General features: G+C 52.1%; 26 protein-coding genes. 9 read left to right on the forward strand and 17 right to left on the reverse strand.

Annotated elements, in window-relative coordinates:
• Positions 1 to 45: 45 nt before the first annotated feature.
• The 5 genes from L9G74_RS05980 to L9G74_RS06000 all read right to left on the reverse strand — a co-directional run bounded on the left by L9G74_RS05980 (position 46) and on the right by L9G74_RS06000 (position 5,437).
• Complete coding sequence (locus tag L9G74_RS05980; RefSeq protein ID WP_238895389.1) at positions 46 to 3,165, reverse strand: efflux RND transporter permease subunit; 3,120 nt, start codon at positions 3,163 to 3,165, stop codon at positions 46 to 48.
• Between the two features lie 9 nt (positions 3,166 to 3,174).
• Positions 3,175 to 4,269 (reverse strand): efflux RND transporter periplasmic adaptor subunit, encoded by a 1,095-nt coding sequence (locus tag L9G74_RS05985; protein ID WP_238895390.1) that lies wholly within the window; start codon positions 4,267 to 4,269, stop codon positions 3,175 to 3,177.
• Between the two features lie 181 nt (positions 4,270 to 4,450).
• Positions 4,451 to 4,849: a hypothetical protein gene (locus L9G74_RS05990; protein ID WP_238895391.1), complete on the reverse strand. Its 399-nt coding sequence runs from the start codon at positions 4,847 to 4,849 to the stop codon at positions 4,451 to 4,453.
• Positions 4,850 to 4,853: 4 nt separating this feature from the next.
• Complete coding sequence (locus L9G74_RS05995; RefSeq protein ID WP_238895392.1) at positions 4,854 to 5,039, reverse strand: DUF3012 domain-containing protein; 186 nt, start codon at positions 5,037 to 5,039, stop codon at positions 4,854 to 4,856.
• Between the two features lie 29 nt (positions 5,040 to 5,068).
• The gene (locus L9G74_RS06000; RefSeq protein ID WP_238895393.1) at positions 5,069 to 5,437 is read right to left on the reverse strand and encodes a SpoIIAA family protein; all 369 of its coding nucleotides are present in this window, start codon (positions 5,435 to 5,437) and stop codon (positions 5,069 to 5,071) included.
• A 125-nt stretch (positions 5,438 to 5,562) separates the two neighbouring features.
• On the opposite strand from L9G74_RS06000, the gene arfB reads away from it, so the two are divergent.
• Together arfB and aroQ are read left to right on the forward strand one after the other, a co-directional pair.
• Positions 5,563 to 5,979 carry an alternative ribosome rescue aminoacyl-tRNA hydrolase ArfB gene (gene arfB / locus L9G74_RS06005; protein WP_238895394.1) on the forward strand — a complete coding sequence of 139 codons (417 nt, stop codon included), beginning with the start codon at positions 5,563 to 5,565 and terminating at the stop codon, positions 5,977 to 5,979.
• A 67-nt stretch (positions 5,980 to 6,046) separates the two neighbouring features.
• On the forward strand, positions 6,047 to 6,499 hold the full coding sequence (gene aroQ, locus L9G74_RS06010; RefSeq protein ID WP_238895395.1) for a type II 3-dehydroquinate dehydratase: 453 nt from the start codon (positions 6,047 to 6,049) through the stop codon (positions 6,497 to 6,499).
• A 30-nt stretch (positions 6,500 to 6,529) separates the two neighbouring features.
• Here the strand turns inward: aroQ and L9G74_RS06015 are convergent, their stop codons facing one another.
• Positions 6,530 to 7,054, reverse strand: coding sequence for a hypothetical protein (locus tag L9G74_RS06015; RefSeq protein ID WP_238895396.1), 525 nt, complete (start codon positions 7,052 to 7,054; stop codon positions 6,530 to 6,532).
• A 192-nt stretch (positions 7,055 to 7,246) separates the two neighbouring features.
• On the opposite strand from L9G74_RS06015, the gene ubiD reads away from it, so the two are divergent.
• Positions 7,247 to 8,728: a 4-hydroxy-3-polyprenylbenzoate decarboxylase gene (gene ubiD / locus L9G74_RS06020; RefSeq protein WP_238895397.1), complete on the forward strand. Its 1,482-nt coding sequence runs from the start codon at positions 7,247 to 7,249 to the stop codon at positions 8,726 to 8,728.
• Between the two features lie 52 nt (positions 8,729 to 8,780).
• A complete protein-coding gene (fre, locus tag L9G74_RS06025) occupies positions 8,781 to 9,479 on the forward strand; it encodes an NAD(P)H-flavin reductase (RefSeq protein WP_238895398.1) in 699 nt (232 codons plus the stop codon).
• 56 nt (positions 9,480 to 9,535) lie between these two features.
• Here fre and pncB read toward each other — a convergent pair whose 3' ends face one another.
• The 4 genes from pncB to L9G74_RS06045 all read right to left on the reverse strand — a co-directional run bounded on the left by pncB (position 9,536) and on the right by L9G74_RS06045 (position 12,915).
• Positions 9,536 to 10,801 (reverse strand): nicotinate phosphoribosyltransferase, encoded by a 1,266-nt coding sequence (gene pncB / locus L9G74_RS06030; protein ID WP_238895399.1) that lies wholly within the window; start codon positions 10,799 to 10,801, stop codon positions 9,536 to 9,538.
• Positions 10,802 to 10,811: 10 nt separating this feature from the next.
• On the reverse strand, positions 10,812 to 11,438 hold the full coding sequence (locus L9G74_RS06035) for a nicotinamidase (protein WP_238895400.1): 627 nt from the start codon (positions 11,436 to 11,438) through the stop codon (positions 10,812 to 10,814).
• A 129-nt stretch (positions 11,439 to 11,567) separates the two neighbouring features.
• Positions 11,568 to 12,236: a tellurite resistance TerB family protein gene (locus tag L9G74_RS06040; protein ID WP_238895401.1), complete on the reverse strand. Its 669-nt coding sequence runs from the start codon at positions 12,234 to 12,236 to the stop codon at positions 11,568 to 11,570.
• Between the two features lie 166 nt (positions 12,237 to 12,402).
• Positions 12,403 to 12,915, reverse strand: a complete 513-nt coding sequence (locus L9G74_RS06045; RefSeq protein WP_238895402.1) for a GNAT family N-acetyltransferase — start codon at positions 12,913 to 12,915, stop codon at positions 12,403 to 12,405.
• Positions 12,916 to 13,082: 167 nt separating this feature from the next.
• On the opposite strand from L9G74_RS06045, the gene L9G74_RS06050 reads away from it, so the two are divergent.
• A complete protein-coding gene (locus L9G74_RS06050) occupies positions 13,083 to 14,582 on the forward strand; it encodes a sensor domain-containing diguanylate cyclase (RefSeq protein ID WP_238895403.1) in 1,500 nt (499 codons plus the stop codon).
• 57 nt (positions 14,583 to 14,639) lie between these two features.
• Positions 14,640 to 15,176, forward strand: coding sequence for a GNAT family N-acetyltransferase (locus L9G74_RS06055; protein WP_238895404.1), 537 nt, complete (start codon positions 14,640 to 14,642; stop codon positions 15,174 to 15,176).
• Here L9G74_RS06055 and L9G74_RS06060 read toward each other — a convergent pair.
• On the reverse strand, positions 15,166 to 15,867 hold the full coding sequence (locus tag L9G74_RS06060) for an oxidative stress defense protein (RefSeq protein ID WP_238895405.1): 702 nt from the start codon (positions 15,865 to 15,867) through the stop codon (positions 15,166 to 15,168). The genes L9G74_RS06055 and L9G74_RS06060 overlap by 11 nt on opposite strands.
• Positions 15,868 to 16,073: 206 nt before the next feature.
• Here L9G74_RS06060 and rimO point away from each other — a divergent pair, with 206 nt between their 5' ends.
• The gene (gene rimO, locus L9G74_RS06065; protein ID WP_238895406.1) at positions 16,074 to 17,513 is read left to right on the forward strand and encodes a 30S ribosomal protein S12 methylthiotransferase RimO; all 1,440 of its coding nucleotides are present in this window, start codon (positions 16,074 to 16,076) and stop codon (positions 17,511 to 17,513) included.
• 49 nt (positions 17,514 to 17,562) lie between these two features.
• On the opposite strand, the gene L9G74_RS06070 is transcribed toward rimO, so the two are convergent.
• Positions 17,563 to 17,784, reverse strand: a complete 222-nt coding sequence (locus tag L9G74_RS06070; protein ID WP_238895407.1) for a ribosome alternative rescue factor ArfA — start codon at positions 17,782 to 17,784, stop codon at positions 17,563 to 17,565.
• A 201-nt stretch (positions 17,785 to 17,985) separates the two neighbouring features.
• Here L9G74_RS06070 and L9G74_RS06075 point away from each other — a divergent pair, with 201 nt between their 5' ends.
• Positions 17,986 to 18,618: a hypothetical protein gene (locus L9G74_RS06075; protein ID WP_238895408.1), complete on the forward strand. Its 633-nt coding sequence runs from the start codon at positions 17,986 to 17,988 to the stop codon at positions 18,616 to 18,618.
• A 39-nt stretch (positions 18,619 to 18,657) separates the two neighbouring features.
• Here the strand turns inward: L9G74_RS06075 and pmbA are convergent, their stop codons facing one another.
• Complete coding sequence (gene pmbA, locus L9G74_RS06080; protein ID WP_238895409.1) at positions 18,658 to 20,001, reverse strand: metalloprotease PmbA; 1,344 nt, start codon at positions 19,999 to 20,001, stop codon at positions 18,658 to 18,660.
• Positions 20,002 to 20,159: 158 nt separating this feature from the next.
• On the opposite strand from pmbA, the gene yjgA reads away from it, so the two are divergent.
• The gene (gene yjgA, locus L9G74_RS06085) at positions 20,160 to 20,693 is read left to right on the forward strand and encodes a ribosome biogenesis factor YjgA (RefSeq protein ID WP_238895410.1); all 534 of its coding nucleotides are present in this window, start codon (positions 20,160 to 20,162) and stop codon (positions 20,691 to 20,693) included.
• Between the two features lie 312 nt (positions 20,694 to 21,005).
• Here yjgA and L9G74_RS06090 read toward each other — a convergent pair whose 3' ends face one another.
• Genes L9G74_RS06090 through L9G74_RS06105 form a run of 4 tightly spaced genes read right to left on the reverse strand, consistent with a single transcriptional unit; the run spans position 21,006 to position 25,678 of the window.
• Positions 21,006 to 22,172 carry an ABC transporter permease gene (locus L9G74_RS06090; protein WP_238895411.1) on the reverse strand — a complete coding sequence of 389 codons (1,167 nt, stop codon included), beginning with the start codon at positions 22,170 to 22,172 and terminating at the stop codon, positions 21,006 to 21,008.
• The gene (locus L9G74_RS06095) at positions 22,169 to 23,311 is read right to left on the reverse strand and encodes an ABC transporter permease (RefSeq protein WP_238895412.1); all 1,143 of its coding nucleotides are present in this window, start codon (positions 23,309 to 23,311) and stop codon (positions 22,169 to 22,171) included. The genes L9G74_RS06090 and L9G74_RS06095 overlap by 4 nt, the downstream gene beginning before the upstream one ends.
• Positions 23,311 to 24,288 (reverse strand): HlyD family secretion protein, encoded by a 978-nt coding sequence (locus L9G74_RS06100; protein WP_238895413.1) that lies wholly within the window; start codon positions 24,286 to 24,288, stop codon positions 23,311 to 23,313. Before L9G74_RS06100 ends, L9G74_RS06095 begins: the two co-directional genes overlap by 1 nt.
• Entirely contained in the window at positions 24,278 to 25,678 is a 1,401-nt protein-coding gene (locus tag L9G74_RS06105; RefSeq protein ID WP_238895414.1) for a TolC family protein, read from the reverse strand. The genes L9G74_RS06100 and L9G74_RS06105 overlap by 11 nt, the downstream gene beginning before the upstream one ends.
• Positions 25,679 to 25,739 lie beyond the last annotated feature (61 nt).

The raw sequence follows: 25,739 nt of genomic DNA on the forward strand, positions 1-25,739 counted from the left end.
ATGCGGCTATTTTTTCATGGAACGCCATCCTTGGCTATCCGTTGCTTATTTACGGTACAGCAATTGATACAGCGTTGGCAGCACCAGCAACGTCAGCAAGGTACAACTGACCAAACCGCCCAGCACTACCACCGCCAACGGTTGTTGGATTTCACTGCCAACACCGTGCGACAACAGAATGGGCAACAACCCCAAGGCGGAGGTTAACGCGGTCATCAGCACCGGCCGCAAGCGTCCAACTGCGCCCCAATACACCGCATCGGTAACGCTTTGCCCTTGCTGACGCCGTTGATTGATAGCATCCACCAACACCACACCATTTAAGATCGCCACGCCAAACAGGGTGATAAAACCAATCGCACTGGGCACCGACAGATAGGTGCCACTCAGCCACAGCGCCAACACGCCACCAATCAGCGCTAGCGGTACGTTAGCCATGATCAACAGCGTTTGCTTGAGTGAACCAAAGGCAAAGTACAGCAGCAAACCAATCAGTAACACCGACAGCGGCACCACCAACATCAACCGCTGCTGCGCCCGTTGTTGGTTTTCATACTGACCACCAACCACCACGGTGTAACCCGCAGGCAGCTCGGCTTGCGGCACCAAGGCGTAGATATCGTTGACCACGGAGCCCATATCGCGGCCAGCAACGTTGGCCTGCACCACCACGCGGCGCTGCACATCATCACGGCGAATATTCGGCGGCGCCGATTCCTCGACGATCTCGGCGATATCGCCTAAGCGCACTAAGGCGCCATTAGCAGCGGTAAAGCGCACATCGGCCAGTTGATCGGCGCTGGCACGAAACGCCGGCGCTAGGCGTAAGTTGATGTCGTAGCGCGCATTACCATCGATGATCTGCCCAACATTGTTGCCGCCCACACCGGTGCTGACCAGCTCCATCAGCTCGTCCACACTGATACCATAACGTGCCAATGCCTCGCGTTTTGGCCGTACCACCAGTTGCGCCTCGCCCGATACTTGCTCTAGCGATACATCCACCGCGCCCGGCACTTTTTCGATCAGCTCAGCCAGTTGCTCACCTTTATTCGCCAGCACAGTCAGATCGGGGCCAAATAACTTCACCGCCAGTTGCGCTTTAACGCCAGACAACAGCTCATCCACACGGGTGGCAATCGGCTGTGAAAAGGTCAGCAACAAACCGGGAAATTGACTCAGTCGCTCCGCCATCAAACGTTGCAGTGCCAACCGTGTTGGCGCACTTTGCCACTCGGCTAACGGCTTGAGACCGATGTAGATTTCGATGTTGCTTACCGGCTCAGGGTCACCACCTAACTCGGGCGCACCAATGCGGGATAAGGCGTACTCCACTTCGGGAAACTCCAGCAACATCTGCTCCAACTTAGGCGCAACCATCAGCGCGGTGTCTAAACTGGCATCCGGCGCCAACGTCACCCGCAAGTTAATGGTGCCCTCCTCCAACTCAGGCACAAACTCAGTGCCCAACCGTGGCAGCAAACTCAAGCTGGCAACTAAAGCCACCATAGCCAGCAGTAATACCGCTTTAGGATGACCCACCACGCGACGCAATACGCGCTGATAAGCTGGCAATAACGCCTGCATCACTGGGCTTCTGCGGGCGCGCACCGGGCGGCGGAACAGATACGTCGCCAGCGCGGGCACCACCAACAACGCCACCAGCAAGGCGGCCAACATCGCCAAAATGATGCTGATCGCCATCGGCTGAAACAACTTGCCCTCAACACCTTGCAAGCTAAACAACGGCGCGAACACGATGATGATAATCGCGGTAGCAAACAGAATGGGGCGGCTCACCTCATTGGCGGCTAACAGGATTTGCTGCGATAGTGACATCGGGGCGGCGTGCGGATCATGTTTGCTGGCTAACTTGCTGAAGATGTTTTCCACCATCACCACCGAGCCATCCACCAACATACCGATGGCAATCGCCAAGCCCCCCAACGACATTAAGTTGGCCGATACGCCAAAGTACGCCATCACTAACAGTGCCAGTAAGATCGCCAGCGGGATCGACAGCAGCACCAACACCGTAGCGCGCAGGTTGACCAGAAATAGCGCCAGAATCACCACGATCAACGCAAACGCAAACAGCAGTGCATCGCGCACGGTAGTGACCGCTTGCGTTACCAAGCTGGCTTGGTCGTAGAACACCTCAAACTGCACACCTTGCGGCAGAGCTTGTCGAATCAACGACTCACGCGCCTTGATATCGTCGATGGTGGCTTTGGTGTTGGCGCCCATACGTTTGAGCACTACCCCGGCAACCACTTCACCGAGCGCTTCGGCTTCGCCGTTGTCAGCGCGTTGGGTCATGGTTACCGCACCAACACGGATCTCACCACCAAAGCCCACCGTCGCCACATCGGACACATGAATGGGCACGCCATCCACTTCGGTCACCGGGATTTCAGCAATGACCGCCAGCCCGGCGTCTCCCGCGGGGAGAAAACCGTAACCACGCACCACTAACTGCGCATCGCCCCGCGCCATATACCAACCACCCGCATTGCGGTTGTTGTTGGCCAACGCCTGTTGCAACTGCGCCAAACTCAAGTCATACGCTTGCAGCTTGTTCGGATCGACCCGCACTTGGTATTGGCGCACTTCACCGCCAAACGACAACACATCGGTCACGCCCGCCACTGGCATTAATAGCAACTTCACTAAGTAATCGTTGAGACTGCGTAGCTCGGCCGCATCAATGCCACTTTCGGGCGTGGCGCGCAGGGTGTATTGATAGATCTGCCCCAAACCCGAGGTGTTCGGCCCCATTTCAGGCACACCCAAATTGGTGGGAATGGCGGCTTGCGCCTCACTCAATTGGGCAAATACCTGTTGCCGTGCAAAGTAGATATCGGTGCCCTCGGCAAACACCACCGTGACCACCGACAGACCGGTGCGCGACAACGAACGGACTTCGGTCACACCCGGCAGCGCATACATGCTCGATTCCACCGGATAGCTGATCAACTGTTCCACCTCTTCGGCAGCCAAGCCCTCAGCTTCCGTGTTAATGGTCACCTGCACATTGGTGACATCGGGGAACGCGTCCAGCTCCAACCGTGGCAACATAAACCAACTGATGCCCACCAGCGCCGCCAGTAGCAACACCAATAGCAAACGCTGGCGCTGCACTAAGGCAATTAACTGCGATAACATCGGCGCCTCCTAGTGGTTGTGAATATCAAAGCCAGACTTCGCTAGCTCAGCAGCCAAGAAAAATGCGCCACTGAGCACCACGGTTTGTGATGCGGCAATGCCATCCACCAGATTGACCCCACGCTGACGCTGCAGTACGTCCACTTCTTGCGCCACAAAACCTGCAGGCGTGTCGATAAATACTTGCCAATCACCGTCGGCGCTGCGGGTTAACGCGCTGTCGGGTAGCAACACGCCATCAATCCCCGGCTGCGGCAGCAACACCTCGGCAAATTGTCCCGCATGCCAGCGAGTTTCACGGTTATCAATCCGCGCCAGCAATCGCTCGGTACGGGTGCTGGCATTAAATTGATGAGTGCGACCAATCACTTTGGCGCTGACCATGCGCGCTTCAATCCGCACCAGAATTTCCGTTTCCGCCGCCAGACTTTCGGCTTGAGAAGGGGTTAATTCGGCTTCAACCCACAATGAGGATTCATCACTGAGCTGCAGCAGCAAGTTGCCCGCCTGTTGCAGTTGCCCGAGTTGACTATGGTCTTGCTGCACTCGTCCGGCCATCGGCGCCAGTAGTTGAAAGCTGCCGATCAATTCTGGGCGGTCACGTAATTGGGCGATCTGCGCTGACGTCATTTGTAGCGCTTCTAATATCGCCCGCGCCTGCTCGACCGCGACTTGTGCTTGCGCACGTTCACTGTCGCTCACGGCAGTTTTCGACATGGCGCTAATGCGCTGCCAATCGCTGGCGGCATTAATAAAAGTGGCTTGCGCTTGTGCCACTTCCACACCGCCTAACGTCAATAAGGGCTGGCCCTTGCTCACCAGTTGTCCGGGCGAAATATGTCGTTGCAGCACGCGCACATCCAACTGCGGCACTAAGGTGTAGCTCAGATCGCGGTCAACGTTGAGCACCGCATTGGCCGAAAGCTTGGGGTTAAAACCACGCTCAGGTAAGCCAACACGAATATTAGCCAGTTGCCGCTGCTCCGCGGTAAGTTGCAGCGATGTAGGGGCGTGATCATCACTAGCATCCGCCACTGCGTGTGGTGCGAACGCCAACATCAGCAGTAATGCCACTGCTGGTTGAGAAATACAGGAAACAGACACAGAAAATACTCCTGCGTGCACGCGGCAAAACTTGGCTATGCCAACGGCGTAAAGCCTCAGCCTCGTGACGCGTCTAAGAAATTAAAGCAGTAACGTGGCGACGGTTGCTCTAGCGTGTTGGTGCCTAGTGGCGAGAAGTCACAGAGATCAACAATATCGAGTCAGTTACTGGGTGAATTTTTCAGACAGCAGCAGTAATGGGAGGACGATAAGCGGGTTCACTGGCAAGCGCGAAGTAACTCGCCGCGGGTAAAGGCACTAACAGTGCAGCACCGATAGCAGAACTGGCTTGAACGAGCAAAGGAATGGAGAGATGACTGCCGTGGCACGGGCAATCTAAACAGAGGTCAATCTCTTGAGTATCTTGATGCCACTGGTGATGTCGCTCTTGGGCATCATGCGGATCGCAGTCGTGAACCGCACAATCATTGACGGCGAATACTTGTTGAGTCAGTTGCAGATGGGTGTGTTGCAATGACTCTTCATAACGATTACCAGCATGCAGTTGATGTTGTGCCATTGCAGGCAACAACGCCTGCAAAGCCAACATCAGTAACAGCCAGTAACCTTGTTTCAGCATACGACTACTTGTTATCGTCCGATTTGAACACGCAATGTTTGGCGTAATCGGTAGCTTCATTCGCCGTCCAATCGCCAGCACTTTTCTGTTTCATCTGTTGGCACCAAGCGTCACTGCCAACTTCAGGCGCGCAAGCACTCAGCCAAGTCACCGCCATCACACCCAACAGTAATCCCATTGCTTTTTGCATGTTCAAAGCTCCTAATAGCAAGCGCTAAATTAAGCGGTATGCGAACGTTTGCGGATCCAGCCAATCGCGTCCTGTTTGTGTTCTAGCGGAAACCACGCGATTTCACCACTCACAAACGGGCCAAGTAAACGTACGGCGTTGCCGACCCAATCGGGGCCGCCAACAAACACTAATGCATCAAATGCTGGCAGTTGCACTTCGCCAACGCCAGATAATGATTGCATATCCCAGCCTTCGAGTAACACATCGGCTTCGATGTAGAGACACACTTGTCCCCAATCTTGACGGTAACTTTTGATCGCTGGCTGAAGTTTGGTGCGATAATCCAGCGCTGAAATACGACCGCTGGCAAATAAACTGATAATCCCTTTGGAGATATCTGGGATCTGACACAACATATAAAATGGCTCCAAAACCCGGAAACGCGACCGGCCCGATAATAACAGTGTTAGACTGGAGTTGCTAACAACATCGTTCGATTGCCGATGTTAAACAGGAACACTTCGACTGGCGGTAGTTTGCCATGATTATAATTTCAAACCGTGTGCAAGTTTCAGAAAATGACATCGAGTGGCAGTTTATCCGTGCCAGCGGTGCCGGCGGACAGCACATCAATAAAGTCTCCACCGCAGTACAGCTGATCTTTGATATTCGCAGCTCCAGTTTGCCGGAGATCTATCAACAAAAATTGCTGCAACTGCGCGACCACCGCATTACACCGAGTGGCAAGGTGATCATCAAATGCCAGCAAACTCGCAGCCAAGATGCCAATCGCCAACAAGCACTGGAGCAATTTACCCAACTGCTGCAATCAGTGACCTATGTGGCCAAAAAACGTATCGCCACTAAAGCCACCTACGGCAGCAAACAACGCCGCCTCGACACCAAGAAAAAACGCGGTAACACCAAGGCGCTACGGCAGCAAAAATTTAGTGGTTAGTCATCGACAAAGGCATAAGGAAGTGCTGAAATCAACAGCACCTGCCACAGCGATTAAGGCAAACAAGATGATACGTAATAAAGGAAAAATTCTGCTGCTCAACGGCCCTAACTTAAACCTGCTAGGACGCCGCGAGCCAGAAATCTACGGTAGCCAGTCTTTGGATGACATTGTTGGCGTCATGCGTGCTCAAGCATCAGGTGGGGGGTTTCAGTTGGAACATCTGCAATCCAATGCTGAATATGAATTGATTGAAGCGATTCATGCCAGTGATGCAGTGTTTGCCATCATCAATCCCGGTGGTTTGACTCACACCAGCGTGGCACTGCGCGATGCGTTTTTAGGCGTAGACTTGCCATTCATCGAGGTGCATCTGTCGAATATCCACGCCCGCGAACCATTCCGCCATCACTCTTATCTGTCAGATAAGGCGCAAGGCGTGGTGGTAGGTTTAGGCCCACAGGGTTATGAATTTGCCCTCACCGCCGCCATGCGTTACGTCAAAAAGCTCGCCGACTAAATAGTACTCACCGTCCACATTGAGCCAGTCTCACTGGCTCACTGGCCGATACAAATCTGCTTGCCAATCGTAGTGATAACGTTGGCCTAACCACTCATACTCAGTACCGCTAGCAGTTTGAATCACCCGCGCATTGGCTGGCAAACTGCGTACCGCTTCGGCATAGCTGTTGCTGGCTGTCGCGCTATCATTGACGCGATTTATCACTTCATTAGCCACTGCGGTTTGATACTGATATTGGCTGGCATCATCAACGGTGTTATTGCTCACCACCACCGCCTGATTGATTGGCGTCATCGACACCGACGGCACCTCATCATATTGATACGGCACCGATACACTTCGCATCTGTTGCGCATACAGCACTTGCGGCAATATCGCTAACGCGCTCATGCCCACAAACCAACCCAAGTCATTGCCCCAACTATGATGATGGCGATGATACGGACGGTAATGATCATAATGCCCACCGTGCCAGTGACGCGCTAACACCGGTGTACTGCTCGCCATGGCTAGCGCAGCGCATAACAACCACGTCATGGTTTTTGCTTTCATGATCTGCTCCTACAACGCTTGCAATCAGAGATAAAGAATACCGTTTAACTGCGATATTTTAACGCGGTTAAAAATGCAGCGCACGGATTATTACCTTTGCTGACACCAATTTGACGGCAAATGGTTAACCGCTTGGCAGAAAAATGCTATAGTGCGCCACATCACATTTTTGCATATCAGATCGGTATCCACATGAGTTTTAAGGACTTACGCGGCTTTCTAGCACACCTAGAAAGTCAGGGTGAATTAAAACGGATCAGCCATCCGGTCGATCCTCACTTAGAGATGACCGAAATTGGCGATCGCGTTCTCCGCGCCGGTGGCCCAGCGTTACTGTTTGAAAACCCTATCGGCAAGTCAATGCCGGTGTTGTTGAACCTGTTTGGCACCACCAAACGGGTGGCGATGGCGCTTGGCAAAGATGATCCCATGGCGCTGCGTGAAGTGGGCGAACTGCTGTCGTTCCTCAAAGAGCCAGAACCACCACGCGGCTTTAAAGACGCTATCGCTAAACTGCCGTTATTCAAACAAGCCCTTAATATGCCGCCCAAATCCGTGCGTAAAGCACCGTGCCAAGAGGTGGTGATTAGCGGGGATGACGTCGATCTGACGCAACTGCCAATTCAGCACTGCTGGCCGGGCGATGCGGCGCCATTGGTAACATGGGGCTTAACCATTACCAAAGGACCACGGCAGAAACGGCAAAATATCGGCATCTACCGCCAACAGCTGTTAGGTAAAAACAAGCTGATCATGCGCTGGTTATCCCACCGTGGCGGTGCGCTCGATTTTCAAGATTTTAAAGAGAAGTTCCCCGGCGAGAAATATCCCGTAGTCGTGGCCTTGGGCAGCGATCCGGTGACCATTCTCGGCGCGGTGACACCAGTACCTGACGGCATGAGTGAATATGCTTTTGCCGGTTTACTCCGTGGCGAACGTACCGAAGTGGCTAAATCACTGACCAGTGATTTAGAAGTGCCGGCCACCAGCGAGATCATTTTAGAAGGTTATATCGATCCAGATGAGATGGCAGAGGAAGGTCCGTACGGCGACCACACTGGCTATTACAACGAGACCGATAAGTTTCCGGTATTCACAGTGACTCATATTACCCATCGTAAAGATGCGATTTACCACAGCACCTACACTGGCCGTCCACCGGATGAACCGGCCATGCTGGGTTTGGCGCTGAACGAAGTGTTTGTGCCCATCCTGCGGAAACAGTATCCAGAGATTGTCGATTTCTATCTACCACCGGAAGGTTGTTCCTACCGTATGGCGGTGATTTCCATCCGCAAACAATATGCGGGCCATGCCAAACGGGTAATGATGGGCGCGTGGTCGTTCCTGCGCCAATTTATGTATACCAAGTTTATTGTGGTGGTGGACGACGATGTGAACTGCCGCGATTGGCATGACGTGATTTGGGCGATTACCACCCGTATGGACCCAATCCGTGATACGGTGTTGATGGATAACACACCGATCGATTATCTGGATTTTGCTTCGCCAGTGGCGGGTCTAGGCTCCAAAATGGGGTTAGATGCCACCAATAAATGGCCGGGCGAAACCCAGCGCGAATGGGGCACACCGATTAAAATGGATGATGCCGTCAAACAGAAAGTGGATGCCATTTGGGACCAGTTAGGTCTGGATGACGCCCCCACCCTATAACAGCGCAAACAGTAAACCAGCGCACGCAAAACTGAGTTGATGAGGAAAACGCATGAACAGCATTCGCTGCAAAGTAGAGTATCTCGCGCCATTTAATGATGCCGTGTATCAGGTGACGCTGCGCCCAGAGCGCCCGTTTGAGTTTGCAGCCGGCCAATACCTCAGCATCGTTATGGGTGAAAAGGATAAACGCCCATTCTCTATCGCTTCGGCACCTGGCAGTGAGCTGCTAGAGCTGCACATTGGTGCGGCCGTCACCGAAAGTTATCCGATGCAAGTGGTGGATCGTCTGCGTGATCAGGGTGAAATCACCATTGAAGCACCAGCAGGTGACGCCTATCTGCGTCATGAAAGCCACCGCCCACGCATTCTGATCGCTGGCGGCACCGGTTTCTCTTACATCAAGAGCATTGTTGAACAGCAGATTGCTTTAGGCCAACAGGTAGAAACCACCCTGTATTGGGGTTGCCGCACACCGTCCGCGATGTACTTCGAATCCATCGCCCGTGAGTGGCACGATGCACATCCTTGGCTGCACTTTGTGCCAGTGGTGGAAGAAGCCCCAGCCGATTGGCAAGGTCGCACTAACCGTTTGCTAGATCAGATTGATGAAGATTTTGTCAGCCTCGGTGGCTATGACATCTATATCGCTGGCCGCTTCCCGATGGTTGGCGCTGCGCGGGAGCTGTTCCGCCAGAAAGGCGTAGAAGAACAACACCTGTACGGTGATGCGTTCGCCTTTATTAAATAGGGCGCTGCGCTCATAAAAAAATCCGCCAGTTGGCGGATTTTTTGTAACAGCAACGCTTACGCGGTGTAGGTAGGATCGCGATCATCAATCAGTTTGTCGCGCTTAAAAAACTGCTGCAGCACTTTTTGCTGAGCGCAGTCTTCCACCTGAAACACCTGCATTAAATAGCGCAGGAAGTTTTCATCATCGCACATGGTTTTACCCGGCGTGTCGGAGATTTTTGCCACCGGCATGCCGTTCAGCTGGGTCAACTTCATCACGATGTTGATCGGCTTGTTCTCAAACATGTCACCCATCAGCCAAGTACCAATGCCAAATGAGGTGTTGATGCGGCCACGGAAGTGTTTGTAGATATGCACCGCGCGTTCAAAATCCAACGCATCAGAGAACACTAACCGCTTGTAGGTTGGGTCCACATCAAGCTCTTCGAGGCGTTTGATAATCTTCTCGCCCCAAATAATCGGATCGCCGCTGTCATGGCGGAAACCGTCATACAGCTTGGCTAAGTAGCGGTCGAGATCGCGACAGAACGCATCCACGCCGATCACGTCGGTCAGAGCCACGCCCAAATCGCCACGATACTCTTTGACCCAGTTTTCCAACGCCATTTTCTGGCTATCTACCAGCCGATAGTTCAACGCTTGGTGGCTTTGCAGCCATTCGTGCGCCATAGTGCCTTGGCAACGCAGATTCAGCTCCATCGCCAAGTGCGGATTGGAGGTACCAGCAAAGTGATTTGGCAGCGCTTCTTGCAGTTGGGTAAGTACCTGCTTTTGCGCTTCAAAGCTGAAACGGCGGCGAGTACCAAAGTCGGTAAACAAAAAATCACTCAGATCGACATCATCACCTAACCGTTCCAAAATCTGGATCTTTTGCTTGGTGGCTTGATAGATTTTGTCGCAATCAATCTGCGGATAACGGTGGCGGTTACGCAGCTCAGACACGGTAGCGAGCACCGGAATTTCCATCGGCGATACATGCAGCATCGGACCGTTGGCGCCAATCACCAGTTGGCCGTCTTCCGCACTGACATTGATAAATTTGGGATTAAAACGGAATAAACGCAGGAATTCTAAATAGTCACTTTTGAGGAACGGATAGCGCGTCATCTGCGCCAACTGTTCTTCGGTGGCGGTTAACTCAGACATGCGCTCAAACTGCTCTTGCAGCGGTTTGACGTAAATACTGAGATCTTCATTACTGCGACAACGGAAGGTCCAACGCGATTGGGTGCTTGGTTGTTGATGCAGATACGCCTGCTGCATAGTGAGTTTATAAAAATCAGTATCCAGCAAACTGCGAACGGCAAGCGGTGTAAACATGATAATTACCTCAGCCCAGCATGGCAGACATCAGCGCCGCATCTTGCACCAAAATAATGCCAGCGGCTTGCATCTCATTGCAGGCTTGTTCAGCCCCTTGCGGCGAAATCGCACGACAAGCAGCCAGGTTTAAATAGACCCGAAATCCCGCCTCAGCCAGCTGTAATGCGGTGGTTTTTACGCAGAAATCTAACGCCAAGCCTCCCACGAGTACGGTGTCGACATCGCGACACTGTAACCATTCAATTACGCCAGTAGAGATACGATTATTCAGATCGTGATAACAGGCGCCGTAGGGATGCATGGCGGCTTCAACGCCCTTGTACACCAAAAAGTCGTACTCCGCCGCATCGGGCAAGCCGGGGATCAACTCAAAGCCTTCGGTACCGGGTTCTGCATGACGTACCCAAGTGAGATCAGCATCAGCATATGGCAAGGATTGCAGCATCTTTTCTGGTGCATCAACCACCCATTTAGCATGGGCGCTGTGAGCGTCTTTTGAGGCAATACGATAGTCGGCTAATGCCGCTTGGGCATTGAGTTCTGTGGCGATATCGGCACCGCCAGCAACGGGGAGTTCATTGGGGCAAAGTGGAGTAAAGGTGCGCTGAGCATCAACATCAAATGCAGCGATCATAAGCTCATTCCTTCGGAACCATTAACATTCTTCCTGAAGGCACTATACCAAAGCTAACGATGACCGCTAAGTAAAAAGTGTCTTAACGCCAATTTTAAGCTGGCAGCCACTGCCAGCTTTGATTGACAGTTACTGCCGCGCTTGTGCGGTGAGTTGCTGCACTAGATCTGGGGCTAACTGTAGTTGCCGTGCTAACTCATCGAGATAAGCGCGTTCCATAAAATTGTTACCGTCCGTCATCAGCAGTGAGGCGAGATAAACCTCCGCCGCTTGCTCTGGCGTACGCGCCAACTTGGCAATTTCGCCCACATCCAATGGCTTAGATAGCTCTTGCACAAACAACAACTGCACCTCGCCATTGGCTTGCAACGAGGCTAAGGTTTGTTTGATTTTCTCCGACTCCTGTTCATCCACATGACCATCGGCTTTGGCGGCGGCAATCATCGCTTTGGCGATGAGCGCTTCATGTGCAATCTGTGCCTCGGCCGTGGTGGTGCTGCTCGGTAATGCTGCGGGCTCAGCACTGCTGTTGCCACGCTTGGCTTGCCAATCGCGATACACCTTATAGGCCACACCACCTAATGCGGCAGCGCCGCCAATTTTAAGTGCCGTGCCGGCAAATTTTTTACTCTTGCGCGAGCCCAGCAATAACCCCATTAACGTACCACCAGCGGCGCCAATGCCTAGCGTCGCGAGTTGTTGGCGATTGACGCCAGCAACAATCTCGCGTGTTTGTTGGCTGCCAACTTGTACGATATTCGAATTAAGCGCTTGGTTGAGTAATCCACGTAGATCCATGCTGCATACCTCACGTTGATGATGGCAGCGTCATCTCACCAATAAAGACTGAAATGGGAATGAAATAAAAATGATTCCTTTTTAGGCAAATAGCTAAGCCGCTACTACCGTCTTCCAGAACGGCTGAAAACCGAAACTTGCTTGGGCAACAGCCCCTGCACACGTGTTACAAGGCGATCCAGTAACGCACCAACGGCGTCGGGTCATCGACGCCAACAATGCTCGCTTCCAACACGCCGCCATTGGCTTCAATCACCGCGCGGGAGGCGCGATTGTTCTCCTCCGCCACCAGCAGCACCCGCGTTAAGCCAAGCTTTTTGGCTTCAGGCAACGCCAATTGCAACAGCCGTTTGCCATAGCCTTTTTGTCGTTGCGATGGCGCGACATCATAACCGATATGGCCGCCTTCCCAACTAAGATAAGGCGTATCAATGTGATGCCGAACCCTAATCGCCCCCAGCAGTTGTTGCTGATCGAGCAGCCAAAAATGGTGGCAAGGCACTTGATCTGCCGCTAACTGCTCACCACGCATCTGTGCGGCGATAGTGGCGATATAACCACTGAAGTCCGCAATACCGGGCTGATAATAGGGCGCATTTACCGCATCACGTTCGGCAAAGTCGTTATAAAAGGCCCGAAAAGATGATTCATGTTGCAAACTGGGTATCACAAGCTGCATTGCTGCTCCCTTAGCGCTAAGCTCAACTCTGCATAAAAAGTCCGGCAGTCTATGTTCTACAATGGTGAAGAATTTTTCTCTACGTTAGCCAAATTAGCGTATCGCCAGCTAAAATCAAAAGTATTCATCTGTAGGCCAGTCAGGCGTCGTCACACGAGAGTATCGATTTGCCATCAACCAACAGCCATCCTCCGTCCGCCTCGGTAATCAGCAGTCGCCTGAGAATCAACCGCCTACTGATGCAACTGCCACTGCTGAGCGATTTGCTACTGCTGTCGCTGTGGTTGGGATTGTGGCGAGTATCGGCGTTAATGGAATATGCGCCGCATGCGAGCGTCTGGTTTCCGCCAGCAGGAGTCAGCTTTGCCGCCTTTATGTTACTGGGTTTACGTGCAGCGCCAAGTATCGCCCTCAGTTGTATTGTGGTCACCTTTTGGGAAGCGAATCTCTATCAGTCTGAAGCAACAGCACTACAACTGCTGATCGTGGGGAGTTTATTTGCGATAGCCCACATCGTGCCCTATTATGCCGCCGCCAGCCTGCTGCGGCTGTTTGTGCACAGTGATGAACAAAAGCTGCCGCGGTTGATTTTGGCCTTTATGATCATTGGCCCGCTGGCATCACTTAGTGCCGCCTACTGTGTGCAAATCTCACTGCATATTGGCGGCGTTATCACCGATGACAGCAGTATGTTGTGGTTACCGCTGTGGATTGGTGATCTCATTGGCATCATCGTACTGACCCCCTTAGCCATCGGCCTGATCAGCCGTATCTATCCCGCCAGTGGCGTGTGGCTGAGCGAGATCGGTTTGCGCCAAACACCGGGCTCGGCCTACGCCTTCATGACCAAATTGCTGCTGGCCTTGGCGCTATCAACATTCATCATGTTAGTCGCGGCACGTTTTAACATTCGTGAGTTGGCCTTCGCCATCTTTTTTATCGGCATCGCACAGATGTGGATTGTGTATACCGAAACGCCGCTGCGTAGCGCACTATCCATCGCCCTACTCAGCGCCCTCACCGCCGTGTTAGTCAAATGGCTCAACTTGGGCGACGATGCGCTGATTTATCAGTTTTCTATGAGCGTATTAGCCGCCAGTACCTACTTCGGTTTGTTGATCCCAGTGTTAGCGTCGAATAACGAGCGTCTACAAGCGTTGGCACACAAAGACCCCTTAACCAAAGTGCTCAGCCGCCAGCACTTCTTCCACTTGGCGCAGCAGGAAGTACAACGCGCCAACTTTTACCAACAGTCCGTTTGCATTGCGGTGTTTGATGTCGACCATTTCAAAGCCATCAATGATAACTACGGCCACAGTGCTGGCGATGGCGCGTTGAAGTTTCTGACCAAGGAGATCGGTGCACGGTTGGGGCCAGCAGATTTGCTCGGCCGTTTTGGCGGCGACGAATTTATGTTGTTGTTACCGTCTAACTCGTTAGCACAAGCCCAACAAAAACTCGCGGCAATTTTCCAACAGGTCAGCCAATTAGAGTTAACGCAGCTGGAGCTATCGCTACATTGCAGCGTCGGAGTCACTGAAGTGACAGCGGAAGACACGCTAAGCCGCGCCTTTGAACGTGCCGACTGCTTGTTGCTGACAGCGAAAAAACAGGGACGGAATCAAGTTGTTGCCGCTAACCAGCTGAAAATTACCGCCGAGGCGTAACGCGAAATTAGCGGCTATGGCATACTGAGCCATTATCCACCCGTTAGCTGTTGTTTCATGCACATTATCGACTGCCAATATGCGCTTCACGGTGAAGCCATTCTCGCTATTTTTAACGACGCCATCGCCAATACCACCGCACTGTACGAATACGCGCCGCGGGATCATGCTCGCATTCAACAATGGTTTGCCGCCAAACAAGCAGGCAACTTTCCGGTGATTGGTGCGCTAGATGAGCATGGTCAACTGATGGGGTTTGCCAGCTACGGGCCATTTCGCGGCTATCCAGCCAACAAGTATTCGGTTGAACATTCAGTGTACGTTGACCAGCAGTTTCGTGGTCGAGGAGTGGCAAAAGCATTAATGCAGGCACTGCTGCAATTGGCGCAACAGCAGCAGTTACATGTGATGGTCGGTGCTATTGATGCTGCTAACGGTGCCAGTATCGGGCTGCATGAAACACTGGGTTTTAGTCATTCCGGCACCTTGCCGCAAGTCGCGTTCAAGTTTGGTCGTTGGCTAGATTTGGCCTTTTATCAAAAGCTACTGCCAACCCCGAACGCGCCTTGCGACGACGAGCAGCTTACTCCTTGAGTTTATAGCTGACTTCGACCCGATCAGAGAAATTCACTGTGCCATATTGATAGCTTTGGTCGGTCGAGGCTTGTTTCATCTCGGCCGCATTAAAACGCAGCGTAGTCACTGGCGTTTGTTCGAAGTAGCGAATCGACCAAACGCCGTCAAGTTGCGTGTCAAAACCTTTGGCTAACGCTTTGGCTTTTTGCTTAGCATCCTCGATTGCCGCGTCACGTGCTTTTAAGCGTAGCTCTGCTTCTTTGCTCGATTTCAGGTTAATCTGCCGCACATTGTTCATGCCCTCTTCTAGCGCTTTATCCAATACGGCATTGAGTTGGGGCAATGACAACGTCAGCGTGACGTCGCGGCTGGCGCGATAGCCGGTCAATTCCGGTTCTTGCTCTTTGGGATAACGATATTGCGGGGTTAAGTTCAAATTGGCGCTGCTGATATCATCCTTTTTCACACCGGACTTCAGCAGGCGCTCAATAAAGGCCGATACCGCCTTATCGGCTTGCTGCTTGGCACTGGAAGCATCATCACCTTTTGCCACCACCGCCACGGTAACTTCGGCCATATCAGGCTCGGCTTGAATTTGACTCACACCCACCGTTTCTAACAGCGGTTGCTCGGCCGCCAGCACGGCCGAAGACAGTAATAAACACGGTACACCTAATAACAACAGCTTGTTTGCAGGGGTAAATTTCATCGCTTGTTTTCCTTGCTAGGCACAATAGCCATAACGCTATGAGAGTTAAGCCAACATAGCAAGGCCTAGCCGCCAACTGTTCAGTATCACGTCAGGATATTTTTTAACCACTCCCGCTGTACCTTTTATGTGGCTGAGGTATAATCGCCGCCTTATTTTTGGGGCAAGCCTGCCCTTAGAGTTAACAGCACTGCGGAACGCCTATCTTGAAAAATTCAGTCGAGACTTTTGATCCCAAACAAACCACCACGCTAGATACCGCCGAAAAGACCTTGGCGCAGTCTGCCGCAACTGCTGACGCAGTGGCGAACGGCAATCGTATCGGCTTTGTCAGCTTGGGCTGCCCGAAAAACCTCGTGGACTCAGAACGTATTCTGACGCAACTGCGTATCGACGGTTATGAAGTCACCAATAGCTACCAAGATTCAGACTTAGTGATCGTTAACACCTGCGGCTTTATTGATGCGGCAGTGGAAGAGTCGTTAGATGCCATCCGCGAAGCGCTGGAAGAAAACGGCAAAGTGTTGGTGACTGGTTGCTTGGGTGCTAAAGAAAACCAAATTCGCGAAGTGCATCCAGATGTGCTGGAAATCACCGGCCCACACAGCTATGAAGCGGTGCTGCAGCACGTGCATAAATACGTGCCAAAACCAGAGCACAACCCATTTACCTCACTGATCCCACAAACCGGCGTCAAGCTCACACCTAAGCACTATGCCTATTTGAAGATTTCCGAAGGCTGTGACAACCGCTGTACCTTCTGCATCATCCCCTCATTGCGTGGTGATCTCGACAGCCGTGACATCGGCAGCGTGTTGGATGAAGCCAAACGTTTGGTGGAAAGCGGCGTACAAGAGATTCTGGTCGTCAGCCAAGACACCTCCGCCTACGGTAAAGACCAAGGTGGCCGCACTGCGTTTTGGAACGGCATGCCAGTAAAACAAAACATCACCGAGCTGGCACGCCAGTTGGGCAAAATGGGCGCGTGGATCCGTCTGCACTACGTTTACCCCTATCCTTGGGTCGACGAGTTGATCCCATTGATGGCCGAAGGTTTGATCCTTCCGTATCTGGATCTGCCGCTGCAACATGCCAGCCCACGCGTACTTAAATTGATGAAACGCCCTGGCCGCGTTGATCGCCAATTAGACGCGATCCGCAAATGGCGTGAGATCTGCCCAGATCTGGTCATCCGCTCAACCTTTATCGTTGGTTTCCCTGGCGAAACCGAAGAGGATTTTCAAATCCTGCTCGATTTCTTGAAAGAAGCCCGCTTAGATCGCGTTGGCTGTTTCAAATACTCAGAAGTAGAAGGCGCTGCCGCCAATGAACTCGGTGAAGAGCTGATCAGCGAGGAAGTTAAAGAGGAACGTTACCAGCGCTTTATGGAAGTGCAAGCAGAGATCAGCGCTGAACGTTTAGCACGCTTAGTCGGTCGTGAGCTGGATATTTTGATCGATGACGTCGATGAAGAAGGTGCGGTTGGCCGTTGTTATGCTGATGCGCCAGAGATTGACGGCATGGTGTTTATCAACGATGAAACCGAACTAGAACCTGGTAACTTGGTACGCGCGCGTATTACTTACTCTGATGAACACGATTTGTGGGCGGAGTTGGTGGATATGCCGGATGAAACTGAGGCCTAAGCCATAATAGCTACAAAGAAGCGTGCCTTTGGGTGCGCTTTTTTATTGCCTAACAAACGCTTAGCCGATAAAAATCAAAAGGGGCAAAGCCCTTGTGTGCTTGCCCCTTCTGGTTGCGTTGTTTACGTTGGAAGGCACCCTTACCTTTTTTGGCGCTCTCTGTTCGGGTACGAAACAGTGAACTGGTGACTACCGCTTTGAGTGCGTTATCCATAATCTCGCCGCGCCCAAATTCATGTTGCGGCACTGGCCGCTTGCTACGTTTTGCCATAGAAACCTCATCAATAATGGCTTGACCGTCATTGGTCAATATGTCTAAAAATCGCACGATAGCGTACGCTGTTGCGGCTAAATGTCCAGCGATTTTCAATTGTAATTACTAGCAACAATGCTTACATTGGTGAAGATCTCCTCGACTGTGCTGAATTCAGCCTGTTAACTCCATTAAAATAACAAGAGAGCATCCATTTACATGACAGTTGGCGCAAAAGGATTCATTCGCTATAGCGGAATGGCGCTAGTTTGTATGCTGTTCATCGGCCAAACACAAGCAGTGTCATTAAGTATTCCCCCACTGATGACCGCATCAGAACTACTTACTCAACTTAACCAACATCTCATCAACAGCAAAAATGCACCGGGCACATTAGATTATTGGTGCCAAAGTTATTTAGCCTCGCCGACCGCACTCACCGTCAACCGTGTGAATGAACCGACGCCAACAGTGCCGAAAGAAGTAAGGCAACAACTGCATATCGGATCGGCAACGCAGCCGCAATATCTCAAATTGCAATATCAGTGCGATAACAAAGTGGTGGCGGTATTTGAGCATTGGTATCTGCCCAACATGTTGCCTAAAGAGGTGGAAACACAGATGCGCGATCATCCCATCAGCTTTGGCCGCGAGTTACGCAAGCTGGGTTACTATCGCCAAAGTTTGAATAACCAACCATTATGGCCTGATTCGGGGGCTGGTTCGCTGCCCGCCATAGTGTTACAGCAGCAAGCTTTGCTGTACCGTAATGACAAAACGCCTTTTAGCGTGGTATCAGAACACTATTCGCGGCAACTGTTGCCCATGGCACAACAAGTCGACCCCTACTAAAAAGGCGCCCCCGGCGCCTTTTGCTACTTAATTGCTCAGTTAATTACCGGCAATCTTCATCTGTTCAATAAAGATTGCGCCCGTGTTGATCGAAGAGCGCTGCTCACGATCGCTGCTCACAGCAACAATGTTGCGGTACATATCTTTAAGGTTGCTGGCGATAGTGATCTCTTCCACTGGATATTGGATCTCACCATTTTCAACATAAAATCCGGCAGCACCGCGAGAGTAATCACCGGTCACCGCGTTCACGCCTTGGCCCATCACTTCGGTCACTAACAAACCAGTACCCATCTGTTGCAGCAACTGCGCTAAGGTTTTACCGCTGTCACTCACGCGCCAGTTATAAATCCCACCGGCATGACCGGTATTTTTCATACCCAGTTTACGGGCGGAATAGCTGGTGAGCAGATAGGTTTGCAAAGCACCATTATCCACGATCAGGCGATCTTGCGTTGCCACGCCTTCGCTGTCGTACATGGCACTGGCAAGGCCACCGAGTAGATGCGGTTGCTCATGAATGTTGAACCATTCTGGGAATAAGGTTTGACCGAGAGAATCCTGTAAAAAGCTCGATTTGCGATACAAACTGGAACCGCTAATTGCACCAACAAAATGCCCCAGCAAACCGGTGGCAATATCAGCAGCAAAGATCACCGGCAGTTTGCCGGTAGGCAACTTACGCGCGCCAAGGCGGCTGACGGTTTTATGCGCCGCACTCTGGCCAATTAACTGCGCCGATTGCAGTTGCTCAAAACGACGCGCGACGGTGTAGTCGTAATCGCGTTGCATATCGCCTTGTTCATCGCTGCCAATCACCACACAACTTAAGCTGTAACGGCTGCTGCAGTATCCATGCAAAAAGCCGTGGCTGTTACCGTACACTTTAATGCTGCTATGGGCATTGGCACTGGCACCATCGGAGTTAGTAATGCGGCTATCGGTCGCCAATGCGGCAGTTTCCGCGGCGATAGCGAGTTCAGCCAACTCTTCGGCACTGCAATGGCGCGGATGGTACACATCAAGATCAGGGAATGTCGTTGCCATCAACTCAGCATCGGTGAGGCCAGCGGCAGGATCTTCACTGGTGTAACGGGCAATGCCATCGGCCGCTCTCACCGCTTGTTTAATCGCTTCCGGTGACAGATCAGAGGTAGAAGAATTGCCTTTATGACCATCACGATACACTGTGATACCTAAGGCGCCGTCTTTATTGAATTCCACCGTCTCCACTTCTTTAAGACGGCTAGAAACACTTAACCCTTGCTGCTTACTAATCGCAACTTCTGCGGCACTGCTGCCGAGGCTACGGGCATATTCAAGCGCAGTGGCTACCGCATCTTTTAATGCAGGCAGCTCAGCATCGATAAACGGAACTGACACGGTGTTACTCAACTTAAGCAAATGATATTTAGAGCATAACAAACCCCGCGGGGTTTCTCATGTATAAAACTTGGCAAAGCTGATGAAAATTCCCGCCACTACAGACGAAATCTTGCAGAACTGCTACAATCAGCGCGATTTCACTGGAAAACTGAGTTATGAAAATCGTCGACGATTCTGAACTGATGAAACAACCCTATGACCATGACGCAGAGTACGTCAGTAAATCCGCTATGAAGCGGGAAAGTACTGCGGCTCAGGACCTAGGGGCACAATTACTGACATTGAGTAAAAGCCAGCTGCAGAAAATTCCGCTGGAAGATAGCCTGTTGGATGCAATGGAACTCGCCAAAAAGATTAAACCCAATACCGATGCTCATCGCCGCCAAGTGCAATATATTGGTCGTCTGATGCGTAATATCGATATTGAACCGATTAAAGCGGCGTTGGATAAAGTGCTGAACCGCAAAAACCAAGTAGCGGCAGAGGTACAAATTACCGAAAAGCTACGCGATAAACTATTAAATGACGGTGACGAGGCAATTCAAGAATTGCTTGACGAGCATCCGCACATTGATCGCCAAAAGCTACGACAACTGGTACGCCAAGCTAAGAAAGAGTTAGCCAAAGGGCCAGAATCGGCAGCCAATACCAACTTGTTTAAGTACCTATTATCAGAAACAAAAAAGTAAATAATTTATAACAAACGCCAGTGGTTACTGGCGTTTTTTTTAACAAAAACGTTATAATCCATCCGCTCAGGGAAGCGCTTTTACTACTTCAAGGATGGATAATGAAGAAACATATTTCGCTAATATCAGCGGCTATCGTCGCTGTTGCATTGACGGGCTGCGCCTCGTCCATAACGCGTTTAACTTGAACAAAAATTAAACGCCAAAGAACAGCAGCCCCTAGTGCGATATAAAATGCCAAATCCAGCAGTGCCGATAGATGTGATATGTATATCTCAGAACAAAAACTCGAAACCCTGTTTTTCTAATACGTTAATGCTTCTCTGAGTCTTCAGCTAGTTGTGCCGCTAACGCTTGCCGTCGGCGGTGCACTCCCCAAACTGCCAGCAACAGATACAAGCCACATAACCCCCAAAGTTGCAGCCATAGCGGCAGCACTTGCGACCAACTGGCGCCCATTTGGTTGAGCTGCAACATTGCCATCATGCCCGGTACTGCCGGCACAAGTTGAGACAACCACACCAGCGGAGCAGGAATAATCGATAGCGGCCACACAAATCCCGCCACAAACAGAATCGGCATCGAACTGAGCAACATCACTTGGGTAGGCAACTCACGGCGCACAAACAAGGTGCTAAACGCCATGCCTGCCGCGGCAGTTGCCAACAGAAACGGCAACATCAACAGTAGCACTTGCCCCAGCGATGCTTGCCGACCGACATCATAGTAGTAGTAACACCAACCGATGTAGAACGCGCTCAAAAAGGCATATATCACGCTGAACGACGCCATGCGCAAACACACTGTCGTCAACGGCGAAAACTGCTGCCAATAGCCAGTCTGGCGCCACTGACCGGCACCTAAGATACCCATACCAATGAACAAGGTTTGGTGCAAAATCAGCAAGAACAACCCAGGAATAACATAGGCGGGATAACCCAAGCCTTGGTTAAACACCGCTACGTCATTCAGGGCAACGGGCGCAACTTGACGCGCGGCCGCTGCGGGCAACGTACCATTAGCCAGTAAACCTTGTAACTGCAACTGGCTGCCGACGTCTAACCCGGCGGTAGTCAGCCCCTGCACAATGGCGGAGTAAATTAAAAAGTAACTCGCATCGCCAGCAAAGCTCAGCGTCACTTGCTGCCCACGCAGTAAATCATGACGAAAATTAGCCGGGATCACTAACAACCCTTTGGCCTGATTTTGATCGATCATCGCTCGAGCTTCGTCGACAGAACCGGCCCGAGCAACAATTTTTACCTGCGGGCTGGCATCGGCATAACGGATCATCTGCCGCGATAACGACGAGTTATCCAGATCGACCACCGCCACACTTTGCTCAGTCGCCACATCGTGGATATACGGCAGCGGATACAACACCGCGTAAAACAACACCCCACCAAACAGCGTCAGTGCAATCGCCCGATCGCGCGCGAGGGTAACAATGTCAGTTAACATCCAGCGCCAGTAACTCACGACAACGCCTCCACTTTATCCGCTTTCGGCCGATGCCAATACGCTAAAGCGAGCGTTGGTAACAACAGCAGTAAAAAGCCCAGCATAGCTAAGCCGTGCTGCCACATCAGCCCGACATTGCCGTAACTGACGAGGCTAACATGCGCCTCAATATAGTGGCTGGAAGGCATCAGCTCACGCCACCATTGTGCCAGCAACGGCATATTTGCCGTCGGAAAGGTAATGCCCATAAAGGCAAATGCGGGCGCAAATAAAGCGGTGCAAAAGCTGATCACCCGCGCACTGTCGCGCAGTAAAAAGAAGATCAACACCACCCACAACCACACGGCTAACAAGGTCAGTAGTTGCAATGGCAGTAGCCACACCAATTGCTCGGCTGGCAAACCTAAATAGCCATATACCAACGCCAATACAAACTGACCATGCACCAGTAAGATCGGCCCATAAAACAGCGCCTTGGCGCCAATGAGTTTAAACCAGCCCTGTTGATAAGCCTGCTGCCAATGGCCTGGGGTTAACTCACGGTTCATCGCATTAGCAAAGGTGAGCATGGCGATTAGTTGCCACAGTGCCACCAGAATGGGCGGCACTAAGAAGCCCACATAGTTGTTATTCACATTGAACAGCGCCGTGGTTTGAGTCGTCACCGGCTGCATATGGGCGGCCACCAGTTTGCTTGGCACGCCGTGTGATAACAGATTCACCCGCGCCAGTTGATGTAACCCATCGGCGAGGCTGAGGCTAATTTGCGCTGACAGTAACTTACCCACCAACAGAAACTGGCCGTTATAGCGCACATCAATTTGCGGCTGTTTGCCCAGCAGCAGGTCACGGCGCAGATTCACCGGCAGCGTGACAAGCGCGTATACTTCGCCGCGACGCATCGCGGCAATCGCTTCTGTTTGATTGGGATAATCAATGACTTGATTAACTGGGCTGGCATTGATGGTACGCCCGAGCATACGGCTGATGCTGGAATGATCTTGATCGACCACCGCCACCGGCAAGCCACGTGGTAACGCTGCCGAGAATAACCACCACAACAGCATAAAGCCCAACAAGGGCACATAACTGACTAATGCGAGCTGCCAGTTATCATGCTTTAGCGCTAGCCACTCGCGCCGCAGCAGCGCTCGCATTACTCGGCTCCATCCAGCAATACCGACATGCCGACGCGTAAATCAGCAATCGGTGCGGTAGGACGCAATTCAACTTGGAAAGTACGCATATCAAAGTCGTGGCCGCTTTCGGTGGCACGCCACGTAGCAAAGTCACCCAAGGCACTGATGTAACTCACTTTAAACTCAAAGCTTTTGCCCAATGCCGGAATGCGTAACTGCTTGATGTCGCCCTTGTGGAACTGATTAAGCAAGTCTTCACGCACTTGGAATATTGCCCAGCTGTCTTGCATATCAATTAAGGTGACCACCGGAAAACCACTGCCCGCCAATTCGCCAGGTTGCAGCAGCACTTCGGTGATTTCACCGGTTTTAGGGGCGCGCATCTGGCTATCAGCTAGCACAGCATTAACCTCTTGCACGGCGCCTTCGGCACGTTTGGCATTGCCTTCTGCCGCAACTTTTTGTTCATCGCGCGCGCCTTCTTGTGCCATGTCATACATCGCTTTGGCCGATTGCTCGGTGTATTTCGCCGCTTGCCATTGCGTGTAGGCTTCGTCGCGTTTTTGCCGTGCCACTACGCCATCATTAAATAGGTTTTCCACCCGTTGATAGGTGGTTTGCGCCAACTCGGCGGCGGCTTTGGCTTTCAACCATTGCTCACGCGAGGCGGCAATTTGCTGCTTGCGGGCGCCGTTATCGGCTTCTGCCTGCATCGCTTTGGCCGATTGCAGTGCACCGCTGGCTTGCAGCAACTTGGCATTCAGCTCAGGACTGTCGATGGAGAACAGCAGATCGCCGAGTTTCACGTTGTCACCGCGGCGGACCATCACTTGCTCAACACGGCCAGCCACTTTGGAGGAGACATTGTATTCACGCGCTTCAATCTGCCCCTGCAACGGCTGCGGTGTCGGGGTATAAGCTAAAACCAAACCATAAATCAGCGCGGCGGCGATGCCACCCAACGCTACTGTCGCCAGTAAAGGATTAGCGCGCATCCTTCATCTCCTGCTGTTTGCTGTAGCCAATAAAATCATCCAGTTGCCCACTCACTGCCATTAATTGCGCGTAGGCCTGCATGTAGCGATATTTTGCTGCCAATTGACGGGTATTGACGGCGCTGAGTTTCAGCTCGGCATCCACTCGCTCGACCGACGTTGCCAGCCCTTGATTAAAGGCCAACTCCCGTAGGCGTAAGTTTTCTTGTGCCAGCTTGCGTGAGGTATTGAGCGAGCTAATCTCTTCCGCCGCTTGCTGCATCTGCCGGTAACTTTGATCCACCAACAGGCTCAAATCTTGGGTGGTCTGTGCTTTGGTATAGCGCGCTTGCAGTAACGCACTTTTTGCCGCTAGCACTTTGCCACTGCGACCATCACGCGAGATCAGCGGCACCCGCACGCCCACGCCCACCATCCAGTCTGGGGTCATCTCTGCCACTAAGCTGTCATCGTCGTACAGGGTGTAGTTGCCATACAGATACACGGTGGGTTTGTACTTGCCGTTTTCCATGTCGATCAGGCCTTTGGCTTGCTCCTCTTTTGAATGCAGCAGCTTCAACGCCGGATGCTGTGCCAGCGTTAGCTGAGTGACCTGTGGTAACGACGGTGGCGTATCTAAGACAAACATCGGGGAGACGGCATCAGCGCTTGGCTCATGCAGCAGGCGGCGCAGCGCAATCTGCGCCATCTCCATCTGACGTGTGGCGCTGCCTAAAGTCACTTTGGCATCATCCAACGCCACTTCGGCGTTGAGTAGCTCGACTTTGGCGATCTGCCCTTGCTGCTCCATTTTCAACGCATGTTGATAGTGGGTAGTCAATGAATCCACCAACTGCTGCTGCGTCACCACTAGCGATTGACTGACATCCACCGCGTAGTAGCGGTCGATCAATTGGGTGAACAACTCACGCCGCGTCAGCTCATGTTGTTGCTGTTTTTCGGCCACTTGTGCTTCGCGAATGGCTTGCGCGGCAGTGATCTGCCCGCCGGTATAGATAGGCCACATCGCCCGCAAGCTGGCGTTATACACCTCTTGCTCAGTGAACGGAGTGACAAACATCGATTGCGGAATGCTGGCAAAAATTGCCGCATATTGTGCTGGGAGAGTGGACAGGTCCATGGACGCTAGCGGATTGAGCTTGGTGAGATCCAGCTCAAGCGGCTTTTCCAAGCGCGTGTAGGTCCCTTCAATAGAAAGCTGTGGCAGGTATAGGTCTTTCGCCCCTTGCTGCTCAGCTTGAGCCGCGTTGACTTGTTCGCCGTCGGCGGCCAGCTTATCGCTAACTTGTTGTAGCTGTTGCCACGCGTTGGCCAGTGTTACCGGTTCGGCCTGCACCACAGACCCCCAACAACTCAACGCCAGCAAAGCAAACATTTTAGTGCGCTTCATTTATACCTCTAGAGTATTTACTCTAATTCCGTGGAGATTCTACCATTGAGTAGATTGCGAT

Source organism: Shewanella electrica (genome assembly GCF_022321485.1).
Taxonomy (GTDB): domain Bacteria; phylum Pseudomonadota; class Gammaproteobacteria; order Enterobacterales; family Shewanellaceae; genus Shewanella; species Shewanella electrica.

Coding starts and splice junctions, on each gene's coding strand:
- yjgA (WP_238895410.1), top strand. CDS start 20,160: ATGAAAATCGTCGACGATTCTGAACTGATGAAACAACCCTATGACCAT.
- L9G74_RS06015 (WP_238895396.1), bottom strand. CDS start 7,054: ATGAAAGCAAAAACCATGACGTGGTTGTTATGCGCTGCGCTAGCCATG.
- L9G74_RS06075 (WP_238895408.1), top strand. CDS start 17,986: ATGACAGTTGGCGCAAAAGGATTCATTCGCTATAGCGGAATGGCGCTA.
- L9G74_RS05995 (WP_238895392.1), bottom strand. CDS start 5,039: ATGCAAAAAGCAATGGGATTACTGTTGGGTGTGATGGCGGTGACTTGG.
- L9G74_RS06070 (WP_238895407.1), bottom strand. CDS start 17,784: ATGGCAAAACGTAGCAAGCGGCCAGTGCCGCAACATGAATTTGGGCGC.
- arfB (WP_238895394.1), top strand. CDS start 5,563: ATGATTATAATTTCAAACCGTGTGCAAGTTTCAGAAAATGACATCGAG.
- L9G74_RS05980 (WP_238895389.1), bottom strand. CDS start 3,165: ATGTTATCGCAGTTAATTGCCTTAGTGCAGCGCCAGCGTTTGCTATTG.
- L9G74_RS06040 (WP_238895401.1), bottom strand. CDS start 12,236: ATGGATCTACGTGGATTACTCAACCAAGCGCTTAATTCGAATATCGTA.
- aroQ (WP_238895395.1), top strand. CDS start 6,047: ATGATACGTAATAAAGGAAAAATTCTGCTGCTCAACGGCCCTAACTTA.
- fre (WP_238895398.1), top strand. CDS start 8,781: ATGAACAGCATTCGCTGCAAAGTAGAGTATCTCGCGCCATTTAATGAT.
- L9G74_RS05990 (WP_238895391.1), bottom strand. CDS start 4,849: ATGCTGAAACAAGGTTACTGGCTGTTACTGATGTTGGCTTTGCAGGCG.
- L9G74_RS06060 (WP_238895405.1), bottom strand. CDS start 15,867: ATGAAATTTACCCCTGCAAACAAGCTGTTGTTATTAGGTGTACCGTGT.
- L9G74_RS06055 (WP_238895404.1), top strand. CDS start 14,640: ATGCACATTATCGACTGCCAATATGCGCTTCACGGTGAAGCCATTCTC.
- L9G74_RS06100 (WP_238895413.1), bottom strand. CDS start 24,288: ATGCGCGCTAATCCTTTACTGGCGACAGTAGCGTTGGGTGGCATCGCC.
- ubiD (WP_238895397.1), top strand. CDS start 7,247: ATGAGTTTTAAGGACTTACGCGGCTTTCTAGCACACCTAGAAAGTCAG.
- L9G74_RS06045 (WP_238895402.1), bottom strand. CDS start 12,915: ATGCAGCTTGTGATACCCAGTTTGCAACATGAATCATCTTTTCGGGCC.
- pncB (WP_238895399.1), bottom strand. CDS start 10,801: ATGTTTACACCGCTTGCCGTTCGCAGTTTGCTGGATACTGATTTTTAT.
- L9G74_RS06105 (WP_238895414.1), bottom strand. CDS start 25,678: ATGAAGCGCACTAAAATGTTTGCTTTGCTGGCGTTGAGTTGTTGGGGG.
- L9G74_RS06035 (WP_238895400.1), bottom strand. CDS start 11,438: ATGATCGCTGCATTTGATGTTGATGCTCAGCGCACCTTTACTCCACTT.
- L9G74_RS06095 (WP_238895412.1), bottom strand. CDS start 23,311: ATGCGAGCGCTGCTGCGGCGCGAGTGGCTAGCGCTAAAGCATGATAAC.
- L9G74_RS06000 (WP_238895393.1), bottom strand. CDS start 5,437: ATGTTGTGTCAGATCCCAGATATCTCCAAAGGGATTATCAGTTTATTT.